14 protein-coding genes and 1 tRNA gene are annotated in these 18,703 nt (G+C 72.7%); 9 read left to right on the forward strand and 6 right to left on the reverse strand.

Going from position 1 to position 18,703, the window contains the following annotated elements:
• The first annotated feature begins 159 nt into the window (after positions 1 to 159).
• The 5 genes from IE329_RS02115 to IE329_RS02135 all read left to right on the forward strand — a co-directional run bounded on the left by IE329_RS02115 (position 160) and on the right by IE329_RS02135 (position 5,440).
• Positions 160 to 1,410 carry an FAD-dependent oxidoreductase gene (locus tag IE329_RS02115; protein WP_229927107.1) on the forward strand — a complete coding sequence of 417 codons (1,251 nt, stop codon included), beginning with the start codon at positions 160 to 162 and terminating at the stop codon, positions 1,408 to 1,410.
• Positions 1,411 to 1,438: 28 nt separating this feature from the next.
• The gene (locus tag IE329_RS02120) at positions 1,439 to 1,912 is read left to right on the forward strand and encodes a DUF4260 family protein (RefSeq protein WP_079197913.1); all 474 of its coding nucleotides are present in this window, start codon (positions 1,439 to 1,441) and stop codon (positions 1,910 to 1,912) included.
• Between the two features lie 69 nt (positions 1,913 to 1,981).
• On the forward strand, positions 1,982 to 3,097 hold the full coding sequence (locus tag IE329_RS02125; protein ID WP_190209042.1) for an alpha/beta hydrolase: 1,116 nt from the start codon (positions 1,982 to 1,984) through the stop codon (positions 3,095 to 3,097).
• Between the two features lie 167 nt (positions 3,098 to 3,264).
• Positions 3,265 to 3,615, forward strand: a complete 351-nt coding sequence (locus tag IE329_RS02130; RefSeq protein ID WP_073925018.1) for a hypothetical protein — start codon at positions 3,265 to 3,267, stop codon at positions 3,613 to 3,615.
• Between the two features lie 283 nt (positions 3,616 to 3,898).
• The gene (locus IE329_RS02135) at positions 3,899 to 5,440 is read left to right on the forward strand and encodes a DHA2 family efflux MFS transporter permease subunit (protein WP_190209043.1); all 1,542 of its coding nucleotides are present in this window, start codon (positions 3,899 to 3,901) and stop codon (positions 5,438 to 5,440) included.
• A gap of 91 nt (positions 5,441 to 5,531) precedes the next feature.
• On the opposite strand, the gene IE329_RS02140 is transcribed toward IE329_RS02135, so the two are convergent.
• Together IE329_RS02140 and IE329_RS02145 are read right to left on the reverse strand one after the other, a co-directional pair.
• Positions 5,532 to 6,491 (reverse strand): hypothetical protein, encoded by a 960-nt coding sequence (locus IE329_RS02140; RefSeq protein ID WP_190209044.1) that lies wholly within the window; start codon positions 6,489 to 6,491, stop codon positions 5,532 to 5,534.
• Positions 6,488 to 7,009, reverse strand: coding sequence for a SigE family RNA polymerase sigma factor (locus IE329_RS02145; protein ID WP_190209045.1), 522 nt, complete (start codon positions 7,007 to 7,009; stop codon positions 6,488 to 6,490). Before IE329_RS02145 ends, IE329_RS02140 begins: the two co-directional genes overlap by 4 nt.
• A gap of 269 nt (positions 7,010 to 7,278) precedes the next feature.
• Between IE329_RS02145 and hrpA the strand changes: the two genes are divergently transcribed.
• The gene (hrpA, locus tag IE329_RS02150) at positions 7,279 to 11,331 is read left to right on the forward strand and encodes an ATP-dependent RNA helicase HrpA (protein ID WP_190209046.1); all 4,053 of its coding nucleotides are present in this window, start codon (positions 7,279 to 7,281) and stop codon (positions 11,329 to 11,331) included.
• Positions 11,332 to 11,433: 102 nt separating this feature from the next.
• A tRNA-Asp gene (locus tag IE329_RS02155) sits at positions 11,434 to 11,507 on the forward strand.
• Between the two features lie 482 nt (positions 11,508 to 11,989).
• Here IE329_RS02155 and bldC read toward each other — a convergent pair.
• Together bldC and IE329_RS02165 are read right to left on the reverse strand one after the other, a co-directional pair.
• Positions 11,990 to 12,196, reverse strand: a complete 207-nt coding sequence (gene bldC / locus IE329_RS02160) for a developmental transcriptional regulator BldC (RefSeq protein ID WP_014137253.1) — start codon at positions 12,194 to 12,196, stop codon at positions 11,990 to 11,992.
• Positions 12,197 to 12,824: 628 nt separating this feature from the next.
• A complete protein-coding gene (locus tag IE329_RS02165) occupies positions 12,825 to 13,733 on the reverse strand; it encodes a hypothetical protein (protein WP_190209047.1) in 909 nt (302 codons plus the stop codon).
• A gap of 209 nt (positions 13,734 to 13,942) precedes the next feature.
• Between IE329_RS02165 and IE329_RS02170 the strand changes: the two genes are divergently transcribed.
• Complete coding sequence (locus tag IE329_RS02170; protein ID WP_373311044.1) at positions 13,943 to 15,103, forward strand: Glu/Leu/Phe/Val dehydrogenase dimerization domain-containing protein; 1,161 nt, start codon at positions 13,943 to 13,945, stop codon at positions 15,101 to 15,103.
• 380 nt (positions 15,104 to 15,483) lie between these two features.
• Complete coding sequence (locus IE329_RS02175) at positions 15,484 to 15,738, forward strand: DUF3073 domain-containing protein (RefSeq protein ID WP_190209048.1); 255 nt, start codon at positions 15,484 to 15,486, stop codon at positions 15,736 to 15,738.
• Between the two features lie 197 nt (positions 15,739 to 15,935).
• On the opposite strand, the gene purM is transcribed toward IE329_RS02175, so the two are convergent.
• Both purM and purF read right to left on the reverse strand, forming a co-directional pair.
• On the reverse strand, positions 15,936 to 17,021 hold the full coding sequence (gene purM, locus IE329_RS02180) for a phosphoribosylformylglycinamidine cyclo-ligase (protein WP_190209049.1): 1,086 nt from the start codon (positions 17,019 to 17,021) through the stop codon (positions 15,936 to 15,938).
• Between the two features lie 71 nt (positions 17,022 to 17,092).
• Positions 17,093 to 18,676, reverse strand: a complete 1,584-nt coding sequence (gene purF, locus IE329_RS02185; protein WP_190209050.1) for an amidophosphoribosyltransferase — start codon at positions 18,674 to 18,676, stop codon at positions 17,093 to 17,095.
• Between the last annotated feature and the right edge of the window lie 27 nt (positions 18,677 to 18,703).

Raw genomic sequence — 18,703 nt, forward strand, 5'->3', positions numbered from 1 at the left:
CGCGTGCGCGGGCCCCGCACGCGTGCCCGCGCGCGGGCCGCCCGGCCGCAAGCCGGACTTAAGCGGCAACGCCCACGCTGGTGCGGTACGACGGGCCACCCGCATCGGCAGGCGGCCCGTGGCCGGCTTCGGGCGCAAGGGGAGATGATGGCTGAGGAATTGTCCGCTCAGGTGTGCGTGGTCGGCGGTGGCCCGGCCGGCCTGACACTGGGTCTGGAACTCGCCCGCCGCGGCACCCGGGTGGTGGTGGTCGAGCAGAGCGGCCACTTCAACCGCTCGTTCCGCGGCGAGTCGGTCTCGCCGGACTCCGTCTGGCTGCTGGACCAGCTCGGACTGCTCGACCAACTGCGCGGCTCCTTCCTGGAGATGCGCAACATGGAGATCACCGACGGCGGCCGCACGGTACTGACCGCCGACTTCTCCACCTTCCCCTACCCCCACCCGTACCCGGTCGAGCTGCCGCAGCCGGCGCTGCTCACCGTGCTGGCCGAGGAGGGCGCCCGGCACGAGGGCTTCACCCTGCTGCGCCGCGCCACCGCCGTCGAGCTGCTGCGCGACGGCGACACCGTGACCGGGGTGCGCTGCTCGGGCCCGGACGGGCCGGTCGACATCCACGCGGCGCTCACCGTCGCGGCCGACGGCCGGTTCAGCAAGGTCCGCGAGATGTCCGGCCTCAGCTACACCAAGATCCCGCTCGACCGGGACGTGGTCTGGCTCAAGCTGCCGTTCCCCGCGGAGTGGGACGACACCACCTACCGGGTCCGGATCAAGGGCGAGCACCACGGCCTGTTCATCCCCACCCACCCCGACGACGTCCGGGTGGGCTTCAACATTCCCAAGGGCGGGCTCAAGGCGCTGCGCGCCGAGGGCATCGGCGCCCTGCACCGCCGGCTGGACGAGCTGGCGCCCGAACTCTCCGACGCCGTCCGGGCCGAGATCCGCGGCTGGTCCGACACCTCGATGCTGGACATCTTCACCACCCTCGTCCCCGAGTGGTCGATGCCGGGCCTGCTGCTGATCGGCGACTCCGCGCACACCCTGTCGCCGATCCTCGGCCAGGGCGTCAACCACGCCATCATCGACGCCGTCACCCTCGCCCCGATGATCGCCCCGGTGCTCGGCGACGGCCCGGCCGACCACGCCGCGCTGATGCCCGTGCTGCGGGACTTCCAGCAGCGCCGGGAAGGCTCGATAGCCCGCTCGCGCGGCCTCCAGCTGCGCCAGGAGCGGATGTTCGCCCTCTCCGGCACGATGGCCGTGGCCGGCCGCCGCGCCCTCTACCGGCTCGTCGACCGCAGCCCCGCGCTCAAGCAGAAGATCCTGGCCGGCGCCTACTTCCAGCTGCAGGAGCCGCTCACCGCATCCGGCCGCCCCGCCGACCGGCCGACGCCCACCAAGGCCGGGGTCTGAGCCCCTCCCGTACGGAAGGAACACGCGCATGCCCGAGTACTCCGCCACGCGCACGGCGCCCCGCCCCGACCCGGTCGACCGGCTGCTGGACGAGGCATTCCCGCCGGCGCCGGCCCCCGACCGGCTGCCCTGGGACTCCTGGACCTGGCGGCACCCGGTCGGCCGGGTGCTGAGCGCCGGCCTCGGGCTGGGCGCCCTCGCCCTGGGCGCCGCCCTGGGCGGGCTGACCACCTGGACGTACTGGGTGGCCCTGCTCGCCCCCGACACCGCGCTCTTCTACGACCTGGCCAACGCCGGGCCGGAGATGGGCCAGTTGAGCCCCAAGGCGGCCCGGCTCTACAACCTGCTGCACCACCCGGCGCTGCCCGCGGCGGTCATCACGCTGGGTGTCACCACCTTCGGGCAGCCGCTGGTCGTCGGCGGGCTGGCCTGGCTCGCGCACGTCGCCCTCGACCGGTCCTTCGGCTACGGCAAGCGGCTGCCCGACGGCCGCCGCTGCTGATCCGCCGACCACCCGGAAGACCTGCCGCCCGGCGGACCGGCCGGCCACCCCGACTTGGAGAAGCCCGACGTGGAACACCTCGAAGAACTCAAGGAGTTCGCCCGGCTGCACGCGCGCGGCCAAGGCCTCGCCGAGGGCCCGGTGGCCGCCCTGCTCGCCCGGATCGGCAACGACGACCCCGGCGCGGCCGGCTCCTGGGCCAAGGTCTGGAACGCGCAGGCCGACGCCCTGCTCGCCCGCGGCCGCCCGCTGGAGGCCTGCCGGCACTACGCGCTGGCCCGCTTCCCGCACCCGGGCGGCTCCGAGCCGGACCCGGAGCGCCTGCGCGCGCAGACCGCCTCGGTGGCCGCCTTCGACCGCTGGCGGCGCACCCAGCCGGGCATCGAGCGCCTCGAACTCACCCACCCCGAAGGCACCCTGGCCTGCTGGACGATCGGCCTGGACGCCCCCGAGCCCAAGCCTCTGCTGGTGGTGATGGGCGGCATCGTCAGCGTCAAGGAGCAGTGGGCGCAGCTGCTGCCGAAGTTCGCCAAGCTCGGCTTCGCCGCGGTGGTCACCGAACTTCCCGGCGTCGGCGAGAACACCGTGCCGTACGACGAGCGGTCCTGGCGGCTGCTGCCCCACCTGCTGGACCGGCTCACCGGCCGGGCCCGGGTGGACGACACCTCGCTGCTCACGCTCAGCTTCAGCGGCCACCTCGCGCTGCGCGCGGCGGTCGAGGACACCCGGATCCGCAGCATCCACACGGTCGGGGCGCCGGTCTCCCGGTTCTTCACCGACGCGGCCTGGTGGGAGCGGGTGCCGACGGTCACCAAGGAGACCCTGCGCCGCCTCACCGGCACGGCCGGCCACGACGAACTCTTCGCCCGGCTGCGGAGTTGGGCGCTCACCCCGGAGCAGCTCTCCGCGGTGAAGGTCCCGGTCGGCTACGTGGTCAGCACCCGGGACGAGATCATCCCGCCCGCCGAGCGGGCGCTGCTCGGCGCGAACCTGGGCAAGGTCCGGTTCAAGGAGTTCGACGACGTGCACGGCTCCCCGGCCCACCTCGGGGAGATGCGGCTGTGGCTGCTGCACGGCCTGCTGCGGGCCCGGGGCGTGGACGACAGACGCACCGCGGCGCTGGGCCTGGTGCTCGGCGTGCAGGGTGTGGTCTCCCGGTTGCGGAAGACGCCCGTCCACCACTGACCGAAATGACGTGAGGGAACCCCATGAAGTGGGTACGTTTCGCCAAGTTGCCGTCCGGCCGGGGGATTTCGCTGTTGCGTGCCGCCGGAGCAGGGCGTCCGTCGCTGGCCGCGCCGCTGCGGTCGGCGGTTGTCCGGGCCTCGCGCCCGCGCGCTGAGAGGAAGACCGTGACCGCCCTGATCTGGATCCTGTCGATCCTGCTGATCCTTGAGTTCGTGTTCGCCCCCGTCAATCTGATCACCGGTCGCAACGCGCCGCTGTTCACCGAGTTCACCGGCATCGAGAGCCGCACCGCGATGCTCGTGGTGGCGGGCCTGGACGCGCTGGGCGCCCTGCTGGTGGCCATCGGCCTGTTCGCGCCCAAGGTGAGCGTGGCGGGCGCCGTGCTGCTCACCGCCCTGTGCGGCTGGTACATCGTGATGATGGTCCTGAACGGGCACTTCGGGATGGGCATGATCGGCTTCCTGCTGTTCGGCAGCTGGGCGGTCGGGCTGCTCTGGGCCCAGCTGGCCCGCTGAGCCCGGGCAGGCCTGCGTCTCGCACCCGCTCGACCCCTACGTCCCCCGTCCCCGCACAGCGACCTGCCCCGGCGGCCCGTCCGCCGGGGCCGGCGCGTTTCCCGGCCCCGGCCGCCGCGCAACCCACGCGCGGCCCCGCCGGCGACCCGGGCGGCCGGCGGCAGGCCTCCCACCTCGGACCCAACCGAGCCTTAAGCGCCCCCCGCCACCGTCGAGGCGGGGGACGCGCCCCCGGCCGGATCTCGGAACCCACGCTCGATTCGGTAGGCGAAAGGATGGAGACATGGCAGACGAGACTCTGCTGAGTGGCGCCGGGGAGACCCGCGGCGACCCGACGCGCACCGCGGTGATGACCGGCGCCGCCCTGTTCATGGTGTCCCTGGACAACCTGGTCGTCACCACGGCACTGCCCAAGATCCGCGAGTCGCTGCACACCGGCCTTTCCGGGCTGGAGTGGACTGTCAACTCCTACACCCTCACCTTCGCGGTGCTGCTGCTCACCGCCTCCGCGGTGGCCGACCGGTTCGGCCGGCGCAAGCTGTTCGGCATCGGCATGGCGATCTTCACGCTGGCCTCGGCCGCCGCCGCCCTGGCGCCCGGCATCGGAACCCTGATCGCCGCCCGGGCCGCCCAGGGGCTGGGCGCGGCGATCGTGATGCCGCTGACCCTGACCATGCTCTCGGCGGCCTTCCCGCCCGAGAAGCGCGGCGCGGCGCTCGGCATCTGGGGCACCATCGGCGGCCTCGCGGTCGCGCTCGGCCCGGTGGCCGGCGGCATCGTGATCGACTCGGTGTCCTGGCAGTGGATCTTCTGGATCAACGTGCCGATCGGCGTGCTGCTGCTGGTCCTGCTGCCGGGCTGGCTGGCCGAGAGCAAGGGCGCCTCGACAAGGCTGGACATCACCGGCACGGTCCTGGCCAGCGCCGGCCTGTTCGGCCTGGTGCTCGGCCTGATCCGGGGCAACACCGCGGGCTGGACCAGCGCCGAGGTGGTGCTGAGCCTGATCGCCGGCGCCGGCCTGCTGGCCCTCTTCCTGGTCTGGGAGTCCCGGACGCCGACGCCGATGCTGCCGCTGCGGCTGTTCCGCTCGGTGAGCTTCTCGGCGGTCAACGCGGTCGCGATGCTGATGTACTTCGGGATGTTCGGCGCGATCTTCCTGCTGACCCAGTTCATCCAGAACGTCCAGGGCGTCTCTCCGCTGGGCGCCGGTGTCCGGCTGCTCGCCTGGACGGCACTGACCCTGGTCGGCGCGCCGATCGGCGGCATCCTCTCGGACAAGATCGGCGGCAAGCCGATCGTCTTCGTCGGCATGGCGCTGCAGGCGCTCGGCCTGGCCTGGATCGCGGTGGTGCTCTCCGAGACCACCACCTTCCCCGACCTGTTGCCGGCCTTCCTGGTCAGCGGCCTGGGCATGGGCCTCTACTTCGGCCCGGCGGCGAACCTGGCGCTCGGCTCGGTGAGCCGCTCCGAGGAGGGCATCGCCTCCGGCGCCAACAACGCGATCCGCGAGATCGGCGGGGTCTTCGGCGTCGCGGTGCTGAGCGCGATGTTCTCGGCGAGCGGCGGCTACGAGTCCAAGCACGCCATGGTGACCGGCATGCAGCCGGCCATGTGGGTCGGCGCGGCGGTGGTCGGGCTCGGCGCGCTGGCGGCGCTGCTGATCCGCGGCGGGAACCCGCAGCCGGCGGACGGCCCCCGGGCCGACCTCGGGGCGGACGCGCAGAGCGGGTCCCAGCCCGCGGCCAAGGCCGCCCCCCAGGCCGTCCTGGCCCGCAAGACGTCCGGCCCGGTGAAGTCGGCCGACCAGGCGGCGGCGGTGCTCTGAAACCCGCCACCCCCCGGAGGCCGGCTCACGGCCGGACCGGTCCGCCCCCGCCAGGACGCCTGGCGGGGGCGGACCGCTGCCGTGCCGGGGGTCAGCGCATCCAGTCGGTGCTGGTGTGCAGCAGGGCGCCGTCGGCGCCGTACAGCTTGACCGTGTCGGCGGCGGCGCCGGGCTTGCGGGGCACCGCGAACCAGCGCGGGACGCTGCCGGCCACCGTCACCGGCGTGACCTCGGTGGTGGTCCCGTCCGACCAGGCCACCCGGACCGAGGCGACGTCCGGGCCGACCGAGGCGATCAGCACCGGGGTGCGTCCCAGCTCGCCGCCCTTGAAGCCGAGCAGGGCGCCGTCCGGCCCGCGGGTGCGGTCGGTGGCGGGCGGGGGGCCGGCGGCGGGCGGCGGGACGTCGTGGAAGGTGTCGTCGACGGCCCGCCGGCCGTCCACGGTGAGGTAGAGGTTGGCCCAGTCCTTGCCCGACCGCAGCCGCTGCTCCGCGTAGCCGTCGTCCTCCCGGGGCAGCCCGGGGATGACGAGGTGCCGCTCCTCCCAGATCCGGTCCAGCTGTGCGCGTGCCTGCCCCCGGTCGGCCACGGCCGGCCAGATCGCCACCCAGGCCTGCCACTCCCGGCCGTCCGGCGTCCGCCCCTGCCCGACCACCGCCCGGACGGGCGTCAGCGGGTCGCGGCCGGCCGGCGCGGTGGTCGTGGCGGCCGGGGTCACCGGCGCCGGGACCACCGCCGAGGGGGACGCCGCCGGGGTGCCGGCGCCGGCCGCCGCGGCCCCCACCGGGGAGCCCGTCCCGTGCCCGGTGGCGGCGACCACCGCGCCGGCGCCGATCACGACCGCCGTGGCGAGCGCCGTGGCCGCCGCCGCGGCCAGGCCCCGGCGGCGGTGCCGCGCCCGGCCGCCGGCCAGCACCCGCTCGTACGGGACGGGCCCGATCTCCAGCCCCTCCGCGAGCCCGGCCAGCTCCCTGGCCACCAGCGGCGCCCCGGCGTCGGGGCCGTCGGGGTCCTCCGGGGGCCGTCCGTCCGCAGCCCTGCTGCCGTTCATACCGATCCTCCGACTCTCGTGAGTGCGCCCAGCGCCGCGGCGGCCCGCAGCTTCGCGATGCCCTTGGACGCCTGGCTCTTCACGGTGCCCACCGAGCAGTTCATGGCGGCCGCGGCCTGGCTCTCGCTCAGGTCCTCCCAGTACCGCAGGACGACCGCCTGCCGCTGCCGGGGCGGCAGCGCGGCGAGCGCCCGCAGCAGCCCGGTCCGGTCGTCGGCCCGGTCGTAGGCGTCCGCCGCCGGGCGCTCCGGGACGGCCGGCACCAGGAACTCCGGCAGCCGCCGGCGGAACCGGCCGGCCTGCTCGTTCAGCAGGATCCGGCGCACGTACGCGTACGGGTCGTCGGTCCGCCGCACCCGCGCCCAGGCGACGTAGGTCTTCTCCAGCGTCGTCTGGACCAGGTCCTCGGCCGTGTGCCGGTCGCCCGCCAGCAGGAACGCCGTCCTGGACAGGCGTGGCCAGGCCGTGGTGACGAACACCTGGAACTCGGCGTCCCGCGCGGCCGTCCGCTCTCCCATGAGCACCTCCTCCCCTCCCTGAGTCCGTAGCGGCGCCCGACCGTTGCCCGCCGGCCCAATCCCGCCCCGCCCCATCCCGCCCCGCCGGTCCCCGGCGCGGCCCCTCCGCTCCCCGCCCGTCCCCGGCCCGGCGCTCCGCTCCCCGCCGGTCCCCGGCCCGGCCGAAGCGGTCCCCCCGGGGGTTCGCGAGTCGCACCCGGGGGCTGTGACACTGGAGGGGCTCGAAAACCGAGGTGCGCACAGCCGCACCTCCTTGCGAACCTAGAGGGATGCCCGCAGTGAGTTCTCCCGTAGCCCAGCCCGCCGACGCCCCCGCCGACGCCCCCGGGGGCGGTCTCAGCAAGGGGCCCGGCCGGGGTACCGGCATCGGCGAGCTGGCCGCCCGCCTGCCCGAGCTGTCCCTGCGCGACCAGCAGCGGATCGGCCGCCGGCTGGAGGGCGCCCGCCGGATCCGGGGGCCCGAGGCCCGGCAGAAGGCCGCCGGCGAGATCGCCGCCGAGATCGACCGGGCCGAGCTGCGGATCGAGCAGCGCCGGGCCGCCGTCCCGGAGATCAGCTATCCCGCCGAGCTGCCGGTCAGCCAGAAGAAGGACGACATCCTCGCCGCGATCCGCGACCACCAGGTGGTGATCGTGGCCGGTGAGACGGGCTCCGGGAAGACCACCCAGATCCCGAAGATCTGTCTGGAGCTGGGCCGCGGCGTCAAGGGCCTGATCGCCCACACCCAGCCGCGCCGGATCGCCGCCCGCACGGTCGCCGAGCGGGTGGCCGAGGAGCTGCGCACCCCGCTCGGCGAGGCGGTCGGCTGGAAGGTCCGCTTCACCGACCAGGTCGGCCCGGACACCCTGGTCAAGCTGATGACGGACGGCATCCTGCTGGCCGAGATCCAGACCGACCGCGAGCTGCGCCAGTACGACACCCTGATCATCGACGAGGCGCACGAGCGCAGCCTCAACATCGACTTCATCCTCGGGTACGTCAAACAGCTGCTCCCCCGCCGCCCCGACCTCAAGGTCGTCATCACCTCGGCGACCATCGACCCCGAGCGCTTCGCCAACCACTTCGGCGACGCCCCGATCATCGAGGTCTCCGGCCGCACCTACCCGGTCGAGGTCCGCTACCGGCCGATCGTGGACGAGGGCGACGAGGACGGCGAGGACGAGCGCGGCGACGTGGACCGCGACCGCGACCAGATCCAGGCGATCTGCGAGGCCGCCGAGGAGCTGCAGGCCGAGGGCCCCGGCGACATCCTGGTCTTCCTCTCCGGCGAGCGGGAGATCCGCGACACCGCCGACGCCCTCAACAAGCTCAACCTGAAGTTCACCGAGGTGCTGCCGCTGTACGCCCGGCTGAGCTCGGCCGAGCAGCACCGGGTGTTCCAGCGCTCCGGCAGCCGCCGGATCGTGCTGGCGACCAACGTCGCCGAGACCTCGCTGACCGTCCCCGGCATCAAGTACGTGATCGACCCGGGCACCGCGAGGATCTCCCGCTACAGCCACCGCACCAAGGTCCAGCGGCTGCCGATCGAGGCGGTCAGCCAGGCCAGCGCCAACCAGCGCAAGGGCCGCTGCGGCCGCACCTCGGACGGCATCTGCATCAGGCTCTACTCGGAGGAGGACTTCCTCTCCCGCCCCGAGTTCACCGACGCCGAGATCCTGCGCACCAACCTGGCCTCGGTCATCCTGCAGATGACCGCGGCCGGCCTCGGCGACATCGCGGCCTTCCCCTTCCTGGACCCGCCGGACTCGCGCAACATCAAGGACGGCGTCAACCTGCTCCACGAGCTGGGCGCCCTCGACCCCGCCGAGAAGGACCCGCGCAAGCGCCTCACCCCGCTGGGCCGGCAGCTCGCCCAGCTGCCGGTCGACCCGCGGATGGCCCGGATGGTGCTGGAGGCGGACAGGAACGGCTGCGTCCGCGACGTGATGGTGATCGCCGCCGCCCTCTCCATCCAGGACCCGCGCGAGCGCCCCACCGAGAAGCGCCAGGCCGCCGACGAACGGCACCGCCGCTTCAACTCCGAGACGTCCGACTTCCTGGCGTTCCTGTCGATGTGGCGCTACGTCAGGGAGCAGCAGAAGGAGCTCTCCTCCTCGGCCTTCCGCCGGATGTGCAAGGCCGAGTTCCTGAACTACCTCCGGATACGGGAGTGGCAGGACATCTATTCCCAGCTGCGCACCGTCGCCAAGCAGCTCGGGGTGACCATCGAGGAGCCGCATCCGGACGCCGAGCCGGACGCGGACCGGATCCACCAGTCGCTGCTGGCCGGCCTGCTCTCGCACATCGGCCTGTACGACGTGGAGAAGCGCGAGTACGGCGGCGCCCGGGGCGCCCGGTTCGCGGTCTTCCCCGGGTCCGGCCTGTTCAAGAAGCCGCCGCGCTGGGTGATGTCGGCGGAGCTGGTGGAGACCTCCCGGCTCTGGGCCCGGATCAACGCCAAGATCGAACCGGAGTGGGTGGAGCCGCTGGCCGGCCACCTGATCAAGCGCAGCTACAGCGAGCCGCACTGGGAGAAGAAGGCCGGCGCGGTGCTCGCCTTCGAGAAGGTGACCCTCTACGGGATGCCGGTGGTGGCCCAGCGCAAGGTCAACTACGGCCGGATCGACCCGGAGCTCTGCCGCGAGCTGTTCATCCGCAACGCGCTGGTCGAGGGCGACTGGGAGACCCACCACGGCTTCTTCGCGGCCAACCGCAAGATGCTCGGCGAGGTCGAGGAGCTGGAGAACCGGGCCCGCCGCCGCGACATCATGGTCGACGACCAGACCCTGTTCGACTTCTACGACGCCCGCCTGCCCGAGGACGTCGTCTCCACCCGGCACTTCGACTCCTGGTGGAAGAAGACCCGGCACGACCAGCCCGACCTGCTCAACTTCGAGAAGTCGATGCTGATCAACGACTCGGCGGGCGGGATCACCGAGGAGGACTACCCGGACTACTGGCAGCAGGGCAAGCTGCGCTTCAAGCTGACCTACCAGTTCGAGCCGGGCAGCGACGCCGACGGCGTGACGGTGCACATCCCGCTGCCGGTGCTCAACCAGGTCACCTCCGAGGGCTTCGACTGGCAGATCCCCGGCCTGCGCGAGGAGTTGGTCACCGCCTACATCCGGGCGCTGCCCAAGGCGCTGCGGCGCAACTTCGTGCCGGCCCCGGACTTCGCCCGGGCCGCGCTGCGCCAGGTGAGGGAACGCCAGGCGGCCGGGACCTTCGGGTCCGCCGAGCCGCTGCTGCCCTCGCTGGAGCACATCCTGCGCCGTCTGACGGCCGTCACCATCCCGCCGGAGGCCTGGGACGACGAGCGGGTGCCCGAGCACCTCAAGGTGACCTTCCGGGTGGTGGACGGCAAGCGGAAGCTCGCCGAGTCCAAGGACCTGGAGGAGCTGCGGCTGAAGCTGAAGCCCAAGCTGAAGGAGACCCTCTCCTCGGCCGCCTCCGGGCAGGGCATCGAGCAGAGCGGGCTGACCGCCTGGCCGGCCTCCCTCCCGGTGCTGCAGCGGACCTTCGAGCAGCGCTCCCGCGGCCACTCGCTGCGGGCCTACCCGGCACTGGTGGACGAGGGCGCCTCCGCCGGGGTGAAGCTGTTCGACACCGCCGAGGCGCAGGAGACGGCCATGTGGGCCGGTACCCGGCGGCTGCTGATGCTGACCACCAACTCCCCCGCCAAGTCGATCCAGGGCCGGCTGGGCAACCAGGCCAAGCTGGCGCTCTCGCACAACCCGCACGGGTCGGTCCCGGCGCTGTTCGAGGACATCGTGGCCTGCGCCACCGACCGCCTGATGGAGGCGGCCGGCGGCCCGGCCTGGGACGAGGCGGCCTTCGGCAAGCTCTTCGACAAGGTGCGGGCCGACCTCTACGAGGTCTCGGCGGACACCACGCTGAAGACCGCGACGGCGCTGATCGCCTTCCACAAGGCCTCGACCCGGCTGAAGACGGTGAGCAGCCCGGTGCTGCTGACGGCGGTGAACGACATCCGGCTGCACCTGGCCTCGCTGGTGCACCCCGGCTTCGTCACCGACACCGGCTGGCGCCGGCTGGGCGACCTGAAGCGCTACCTGCTCGCGGTGGACCGCCGGCTGGAGGCGCTGCCCAACCACCCGCAGCGGGACGCCCAGCAGCTGCTGAAGGTCCAGCAGGTGCAGCGGGCCTACGGCGAGCTGCTGGCGGCGGTGCCGGCCGGGCGCCGGCCCGGCCCGGAGGTCCTGCAGATCCGCTGGATGATCGAGGAGCTGCGGGTCAGTTTCTTCGCCCAGTCGCTGGGCACGCCGACCCCGGTCTCGGAGAAGCGGATCATGAAGGCGATGGAGGCGGCGCAGGCGACGCTGTGAGCTGGGAGGGGCCCCCGGGAGCCGGTTCGACCTGGGGGCCCACCATGCAGTACGATCTGTCTTGTTCGCAGCGCAAGCGAGCGGACAACAGAGTGAAAATCTGGTCCTGTGGAGCAGTTGGTTAGCTCGCCACCCTGTCAAGGTGGAGGTCGCGGGTTCAAGTCCCGTCAGGATCGCAGCAGGCAAGAGGCCCGGAACCGTGAGGTTCCGGGCCTCTTGCGTTTGACGTCCGGTCAGCGCCCGGCCGGGCGGAACCGGTCGGCCGGCCCGCCGCCGGGGCCGGGGTGGGGCGGCCTCCCGGCCCCGTGCGGCCGGCCCCTCGGGGCCACGGCGGCCCGGCGGCCGGGCCCGGTCGGCCGCCGGCCGATCTACCCCAGTCCAGGTCTAGACCACAAGCCGGGCGAGTGTGACGGTCATCACTCCGGTTTTCCTGAGACCGGACACCGGCGACCCCTCTCAGGACGCCACTAATTTAATATGTAAAATTGCACAGCCATTAGCCGGGAATCCCCCCCGCCCCACGGATATCCGATCGTTACGCGGAAGAAAGCATTCCGGGTGGCCGAATCCGTCCCCGGCCAACGCCGAAGGGACCGTCTCCCAGACCCGGCGGAGTCTGGTGAACGGTCCCTTCGGACTAAAAGTGCGTGTGGCGCTGTCAGGCCTCGGTGCGCTGGGCCGGAATACCGGCCAGCAGGGCGCGCACCTCCGCCTCACGGTACCGGCGGTGACCGCCGAGCGTGCGAATGGACGTGAGCTTGCCTGCCTTGGCCCAACGCGTCACCGTCTTCGGGTCCACGCGGAACATGGTGGCTACCTCTGCCGGCGTCAGCAGAGGCTCGGCATCAGGGGTACGAGCGGTCATGAGCGGCCTCCTCGGAGAACCGAACCAGGGCGGTTCTATCCTTCAAATTCTGCACCTTGGCCCGCGATGCCCGAAATGACATACACAGGCCGAGTCGGTTATAGGACGAACGGCTTGTCCTGGTGTCTACAACTACACCATCCGTCCAGCCCCATCGGCCATACCGGCAAAATTGACCCCTACAGGGGCCAAGAGCGACGGAAGGCGATGGACTATCCCATAACGGACAGTCACGATTTCGTGACATTCGGTGATGATGGGGCCAGACCCGCTTATTCCCTACAAAGCACGCATCAACTCCAGAACCACCCAAAAGTGGGCATGCTCGTGTGGAGGTGGGCTGGTTGTCCCATTTTTACACATAGGGGTAAGTTCACGTCAACGGTGAGTAGTGTCACGTTCGACAGGTATTGACCCGAACCGGGACCTAGGTCACAACCCCGGGGCCCGAAGCCCCCGCCCGCCCGGCCACCGTCACCGGCACTCACCCCCACCTGCCCTGACGTCGGCTCATCCGGCCCCGGCCCCGCCATGCCGCCCCCTCCCCGCTCCCCGGTCCGGCCCCCGCCGGACACGCTCCACAGCCGCCCGGCCACCGGCCGGCCCCCGCCCTGCCCCGGCAGGCCGCTCAGTTGGCCTGTCGCAGCGCCAGCACCCGCCGCCACCGCAGCGTCACCGTCTCGTAGGCCCGGACCGCCGCCGCCGTGTCACCGGCCCGCAGCGCGCCCAGGCCCTCCTCCAGCTCCCCCGCCGAGCGGTCCTCGGCCAGCCGCTCCGGGCCGAGCAGGTGCACCAGGCCCCCGTAGTCCAGCTCCACCAGCGAGCGCGGGTGGAACTCCTCCAGCCACCGCCCGACCTGCTCCGCGCCCTGGGCCGGCTCCCCCTCCGCCACCCCCGTCCGCAGCGCCCGGTAGGCCCGGGCCACCCGGCGGCGGGCCTGTGCCATCGGCGTCAGGTAGAACAGCGCGGCCGGCTCCGGTTCTTCCCCCTCGCCCGGCCCGGCCGGGGCCGGCGGCACGAAGCAGCGGTCCTCCTCGCCGAACGGCAGGAACCAGCGCACCGGCACCTCCCACCGGCTGGTCATGATCCACGGCCGGGCGTCCGGGTGCCCGGCCCGCCAGCGCTCCCGGTCGGCCTCCGCGGCGGCCCGGGTGGCGGGCGGCAGCGCGGTGTCCAGCAGCGCCACCGGGGCGCTCTCCCGGAGCTCGTCCAGGGCCTGCCAGCTGCGCAGCCGGGTGGCCCACGGACAGACGTAGGTGACGCCGTCCACGGCCCGTACGAAGGCCCGTCCGCTCTCCCGCTCGGGCAGCGCGCGCGGCGTACGCCCCACCAGGTCGGCGAGCGCCGTCCGCTGCTCCTCCAGCGCCGCCCGCGCGACCGGCTGCTCCACCGCGCCCGCGTCCGGGCCGTGCGCCGAGGCGTACGCCTGCCAGTGGGCCCGGTCCGGCTCCGGGAAGGCGGCCAGCGGCTCGTAGACCCGCAGGTGGGCGGCGTAGGGCGGGAGCACGGAGGTGCGCACGGCGGTCACGCTCTGCATCGTCGCACGCAGCACCCACAGGCCGGGAGGGCGCGCACGGGGACGGCGTGGCCCGGCCCGGCCCGCCGGACCGCCGGAGCGGCCCCGGCCCGGCCCGGACAACCTCGGCCGGACCCCGCCGAGGGGGAGATCGGCGGGCCCCCGCGGACTACGCTTCGCCCTAGGCGCCCGCACCACAGCAGCGGGCCTCGGATACTGGAGTCACCACAGTGACCGACGTACAGACCGCATCCGCGACGCACCCCGCACCCGGCGTGCTCAGCAGGATCTTCCGCACCGAGCAGGACGGCGCCCCCGGCGACGGCCACGAGCAGGTCGTGCTCTGCCACGACCGCAGCTCCGGACTCAAGGCGATCATCGCCATCCACTCCACCGCCCTGGGCCCGGCCCTCGGCGGCACCCGCTTCTTCCCGTACCCGACGGAGGAGGAGGCGCTGGAGGACGCGCTGCGCCTCTCCCGCGGCATGAGCTACAAGAACGCGCTGGCCGGGCTCGACCTGGGCGGCGGCAAGGCCGTCATCATCGGCGACCCGGGCAAGGACAAGAACGAGGCGATGCTCCGCGCCTACGGCCGGTTCGTGGAGTCCCTGCGCGGGCGCTACGTCACCGCGTGCGACGTGGGCACCTACGTCCAGGACATGGACGTGATCGCCCGCGAGACCACCTTCGTGACGGGCCGCTCGCCCGAGCACGGCGGCGCCGGCGACTCCTCCATCCTGACCGCCTTCGGCGTCTTCCAGGGGATGCGCGCCTCCGCGCAGGCCCGCTGGGGCCAGCCCACGCTGCGCGGGCGCCGGGTCGGCGTCTCCGGCGTCGGCAAGGTCGGCCACTACCTGGTCGGCCACCTGGTCGCGGACGGCGCCCACGTGGTGGTCACCGACGTCTCCGAGGCGGCCGTGAACCGCGTCCGGGCCGCCCACCCGGACGTGGAGGTGGTCGCCGACACCGCGGCCCTGCTGGCGGCCGCGCTGGACGTCTACGCCCCCTGCGCCCTGGGCGGCGCGCTGGACGACCACACGGTGGGCGCGCTGGGCGCCGCCGGCACCTCGCTGGTCTGCGGCGCGGCCAACAACCAGCTGGCCCACCCGGGCGTCGAGAAGGACCTGGCCGACCGCGGCATCCTCTACGCGCCCGACTACCTGGTGAACTCCGGCGGCGTGATCCAGGTCGCCGACGAGATCCAGGGCTTCAACTTCGAGCGGGCCAAGAACAAGGCCACGAAGATCTTCGACACCACCCTGGAGATCTTCACCCGGGCCACCGCCGACGGCGTGCCGCCGGCCGTCGCCGCGGACCGCCTGGCGGAGAAGCGGATGCGGGAGATCAGCTCGCTGCGCACGATCCTGCTGCCGGGCGCGCGGGGCAACTGACCGGGGCGTGGGGGGCGCGGCCGCCCCGCGGGGTCATCGCCCGCCCCCCACGCATCACAATGTGGAACCGGATTCTCACTTCCGCACCCGATCGGGCGATCCCGGACCCCCCTTGGGGGGATAATCGAGCCTGGAACGACGGACCTGAATCACCTCCGGACAGCTTGCTGAACCCCGGAAAACCGCCTGTGACCTGGAAAGACCGGGTCTTGGGTGCGAGCGGTGCGCGCCACGTCACACTGACGACGTACCGCCCGGCGGCAGAAACAGGTACCGTTAATGCTCCAAGGGACGGTTCTCCCCATTCGGGCAGGCCGCTCCTGATCATGAACACGTGTCAGACTCGGGGCCGTGAGCCCCATCGTTGAGGGGGTCGACCCATGGGGCGCGGCCGGGCCAAGGCCAAGCAGACGAAGGTCGCCCGCGAGCTGAAGTACAACAGCGGCGGGTTCGACGCCAACCGTCTGTCCAGCGAGCTGGGCGTTTCGCCCTCCATCCCGATCAGCCCTGAGCCGGTCGAGGAAGAGGACGAGGACGACCCCTACGCGGCGTATGCGAATCTCTACGCCGACGAGGACGACGAGGACGACACCGAGGCGGAGAGCGGCCACACCCAGGCCCGCCGCCGCGCGTAGTCACAGCCTGGCCTGACCGGCCCTGGCGCCCAGTGCGCCGGGCCGGTTTTCGCCGTTCCCGGACACCGGCCGCCCCTCGGTGGCGGCCGGCCCGGCGGACTCCGGCGACGGGCCCGCCGGCCGGGCCGCCCGACGGACGGCCCACGGACGCCGAAAGCCCTCCACCGGTCACCGGCGGAGGGCTCCCGTCCGCCCGGTCAGCCCGCGCTGAAGCCCTCGTACTCGTTGTAGAGGGCCGCGCCGTCGGCGTGCTCCGCGGTGCGGTCGACGATGTCGCCGAGCAGCCAGGCCTCCACGCCGCGGTCCTCCAGGATCGCGAGCACGGTGTCCACCGACTCCGGCGGGACGACGGCGACCATGCCGACGCCCATGTTCAGGGTCTTCTCGATCTCCAGGGTGGCCACCTTGCCGACCCGGGCGACGGTCTGGAAGACCGGCAGCGGCGTCCAGGTGCCGCGGTCCAGGCGGGCGTGCAGGCCCGCCGGGACGACCCGGGCCAGGTTGGCCGCCAGGCCGCCGCCGGTGACGTGCGAGAAGGCGTGGACCTCGGTGGCGCGGGTGAGCGCCAGGCAGTCCAGGGAGTAGATCCTGGTCGGCTCCAGCAGCTCCTCGCCCAGCGTCCGGCCGAACTCCTCGACCTTGCGGTCGAGCTTCCAGCCGGCCTCGTTCAGCAGCACGTGGCGCACCAGCGAGTAGCCGTTGGAGTGCAGGCCGGAGGCGGCCATCGCGATCACCACGTCGCCCGCGCGGACCCGCTCCGCGCCCAGCAGCGCGTCGGCCTCCACCACGCCGGTGCCGGCGCCCGCGACGTCGTAGTCGTCCGGCCCGAGCAGGCCGGGGTGCTCGGCGGTCTCGCCGCCGACCAGCGCGCAGCCGGCCAGCGCGCAGCCCTCGGCGATGCCCTTGACGATCTGGGCGACCCGCTCGGGGACGACCTTGCCGACGCAGATGTAGTCGGTCATGAAGAGCGGCTCGGCCCCGCAGACCACCAGGTCGTCGACGACCATGCCGACCAGGTCGTGGCCGATGGTGTCGTGCTTGTCCATCGCCCGGGAGATGGCGACCTTCGTCCCCACGCCGTCGGTGGCCGAGGCCAGCAGCGGCCGCTCGTAGCGCTTGAAGGCGGAGGCGTCGAAGAGCCCGGCGAAGCCGCCGATGCCACCGACCACCTCGGGGCGGTTGGCCTTCTTGACCCACTGCTTCATGAGTTCGACGGCGCGGTCGCCCGCCTCGATGTCGACACCTGCGGCGGCGTAGGTGGCACCGCTCTCGTTGCTGGTCACTGCGTGCGGCCCTCTCGGGTCAGGGGGGTGAACGACCGCGGGGCCCGGTGACGGGCCCCGCAGCGGGAAAACTACGGGCGTCGCAGCGCGTCGGCCGCGCCGCCACCGCCGAGCAGCGACTGGACACCGTCCAGGTCCGCTCCGGAGTGCGGCTTGCCGCGGACGGCCGGCGGCTGCTGGCTGCCCTTGATCTCGGCCTCCAGGAGCAGCTTGCCCAGCAGGGCCGGGTCCGGCAGCTCCATCGGGTAGACCCCGTCGAAGCAGGCCCGGCAGAGCTTGTCCTTGGGCTGCGTGGTCGCCTCGATCATGCCGTCGATCGAGATGTACGCCAGGGAGTCCGCGCCGAGCGTGCGGCCGATCTCCTCGACGGTCATCCCGTTGGCGATCAGCTCCGCGCGGGTCGCGAAGTCGATGCCGAAGAAGCAGGGCCACTTCACCGGCGGCGAGGAGATCCGGATGTGCACCTCGGCGGCGCCCGCCTCGCGCAGCATCCGCACCAGCGCGCGCTGGGTGTTGCCGCGCACGATGGAGTCGTCGACTACGACCAGGCGCTTGCCCGCGATGACTTCCTTGAGCGGGTTCAGCTTGAGCCGGATCCCGAGCTGGCGGATCGTCTGGCTCGGCTGGATGAAGGTCCGGCCGACGTAGGCGTTCTTCACCAGGCCGGAGCCGTACGGGATGCCGCTGGCCTCGGCGTAGCCGATGGCGGCCGGGGTGCCGGACTCCGGGGTCGCTATCACCAGGTCGGCCTCGACGGGCGCCTCCTTGGCCAGCTTGCGCCCCATCTCCACGCGGGAGAGGTGCACGTTGCGGCCGGCGATGGAGGTGTCGGGGCGGGCCAGGTAGACGTACTCGAAGACGCAGCCCTTGGGCTTGGCCTCGGCGAACCGGCTGCTGCGCATGCCGTTCTCGTCGATGGCGATCAGCTCGCCGGGCTCCACCTCGCGGATGTAGGAGGCGCCGCAGATGTCGAGCGCCGCCGTCTCGGAGGCGACCACCCAGCCGCGCTCCAGCCGGCCGAGGACCAGCGGGCGGATGCCCTGCGGGTCACGGGCGGCGTAGAGCGTGTGCTCGTCCATGAAGACCAGCGAGAAGGCGCCCTTGACCTTGGGCAGCACCTGCCGCGCGGTCTCCTCGATGGTGAGCTCGGGGTGGCCCGCGAGCAGGGCCGTCACCAGATCGGTGTCGTTGGTCGCGGCGCTGCGGCCGGACCGGGAGACGTGCTCCTCACCGGGCAGTCGGGCGACCATCTCCGCCAGTTCGGCGGTGTTCACCAGGTTTCCGTTGTGCCCGAGGGCCAGCGAACCGTTGACGGTCGCGCGGAAGGTCGGCTGGGCGTTCTCCCAGACCGAGGAACCGGTGGTCGAGTAGCGGGCGTGTCCGACGGCGATATGCCCGTGCAAGGACCCCAGGGAGGCCTCGTCGAAGACCTGGGAGACAAGTCCCATGTCCTTGAAGACGAGAATCTGGGAGCCGTTGCTCACTGCGATGCCCGCGGATTCCTGTCCACGGTGCTGCAGGGCATATAGGCCGAAGAACGTGAGCTTGGCGACCTCCTCGCCGGGAGCCCAGACACCGAAGACGCCGCAAGCGTCCTGGGGGCCTTTCTCGCCGGGAAGAAGATCGTGGTTGAGTCTTCCGTCACCACGTGGCACGTCTTCGAGTCTAGGGCAGTTGGCACA

This window comes from Kitasatospora indigofera (assembly GCF_014655955.1).
In the GTDB taxonomy this organism is placed as follows: Bacteria; Actinomycetota; Actinomycetes; order Streptomycetales; family Streptomycetaceae; genus Kitasatospora; species Kitasatospora indigofera.

Excerpts from the sequence above, each read along its gene's own strand:
- hrpA (WP_190209046.1), top strand. The coding sequence starts at position 7,279 with ATGCCCGCAGTGAGTTCTCCCGTAGCCCAGCCCGCCGACGCCCCCGCC.
- IE329_RS02145 (WP_190209045.1), bottom strand. The coding sequence starts at position 7,009 with ATGGGAGAGCGGACGGCCGCGCGGGACGCCGAGTTCCAGGTGTTCGTC.
- bldC (WP_014137253.1), bottom strand. The coding sequence starts at position 12,196 with ATGACCGCTCGTACCCCTGATGCCGAGCCTCTGCTGACGCCGGCAGAG.
- IE329_RS02175 (WP_190209048.1), top strand. The coding sequence starts at position 15,484 with ATGGGGCGCGGCCGGGCCAAGGCCAAGCAGACGAAGGTCGCCCGCGAG.
- IE329_RS02135 (WP_190209043.1), top strand. The coding sequence starts at position 3,899 with ATGGCAGACGAGACTCTGCTGAGTGGCGCCGGGGAGACCCGCGGCGAC.
- IE329_RS02140 (WP_190209044.1), bottom strand. The coding sequence starts at position 6,491 with ATGAACGGCAGCAGGGCTGCGGACGGACGGCCCCCGGAGGACCCCGAC.
- IE329_RS02165 (WP_190209047.1), bottom strand. The coding sequence starts at position 13,733 with ATGCAGAGCGTGACCGCCGTGCGCACCTCCGTGCTCCCGCCCTACGCC.
- IE329_RS02120 (WP_079197913.1), top strand. The coding sequence starts at position 1,439 with ATGCCCGAGTACTCCGCCACGCGCACGGCGCCCCGCCCCGACCCGGTC.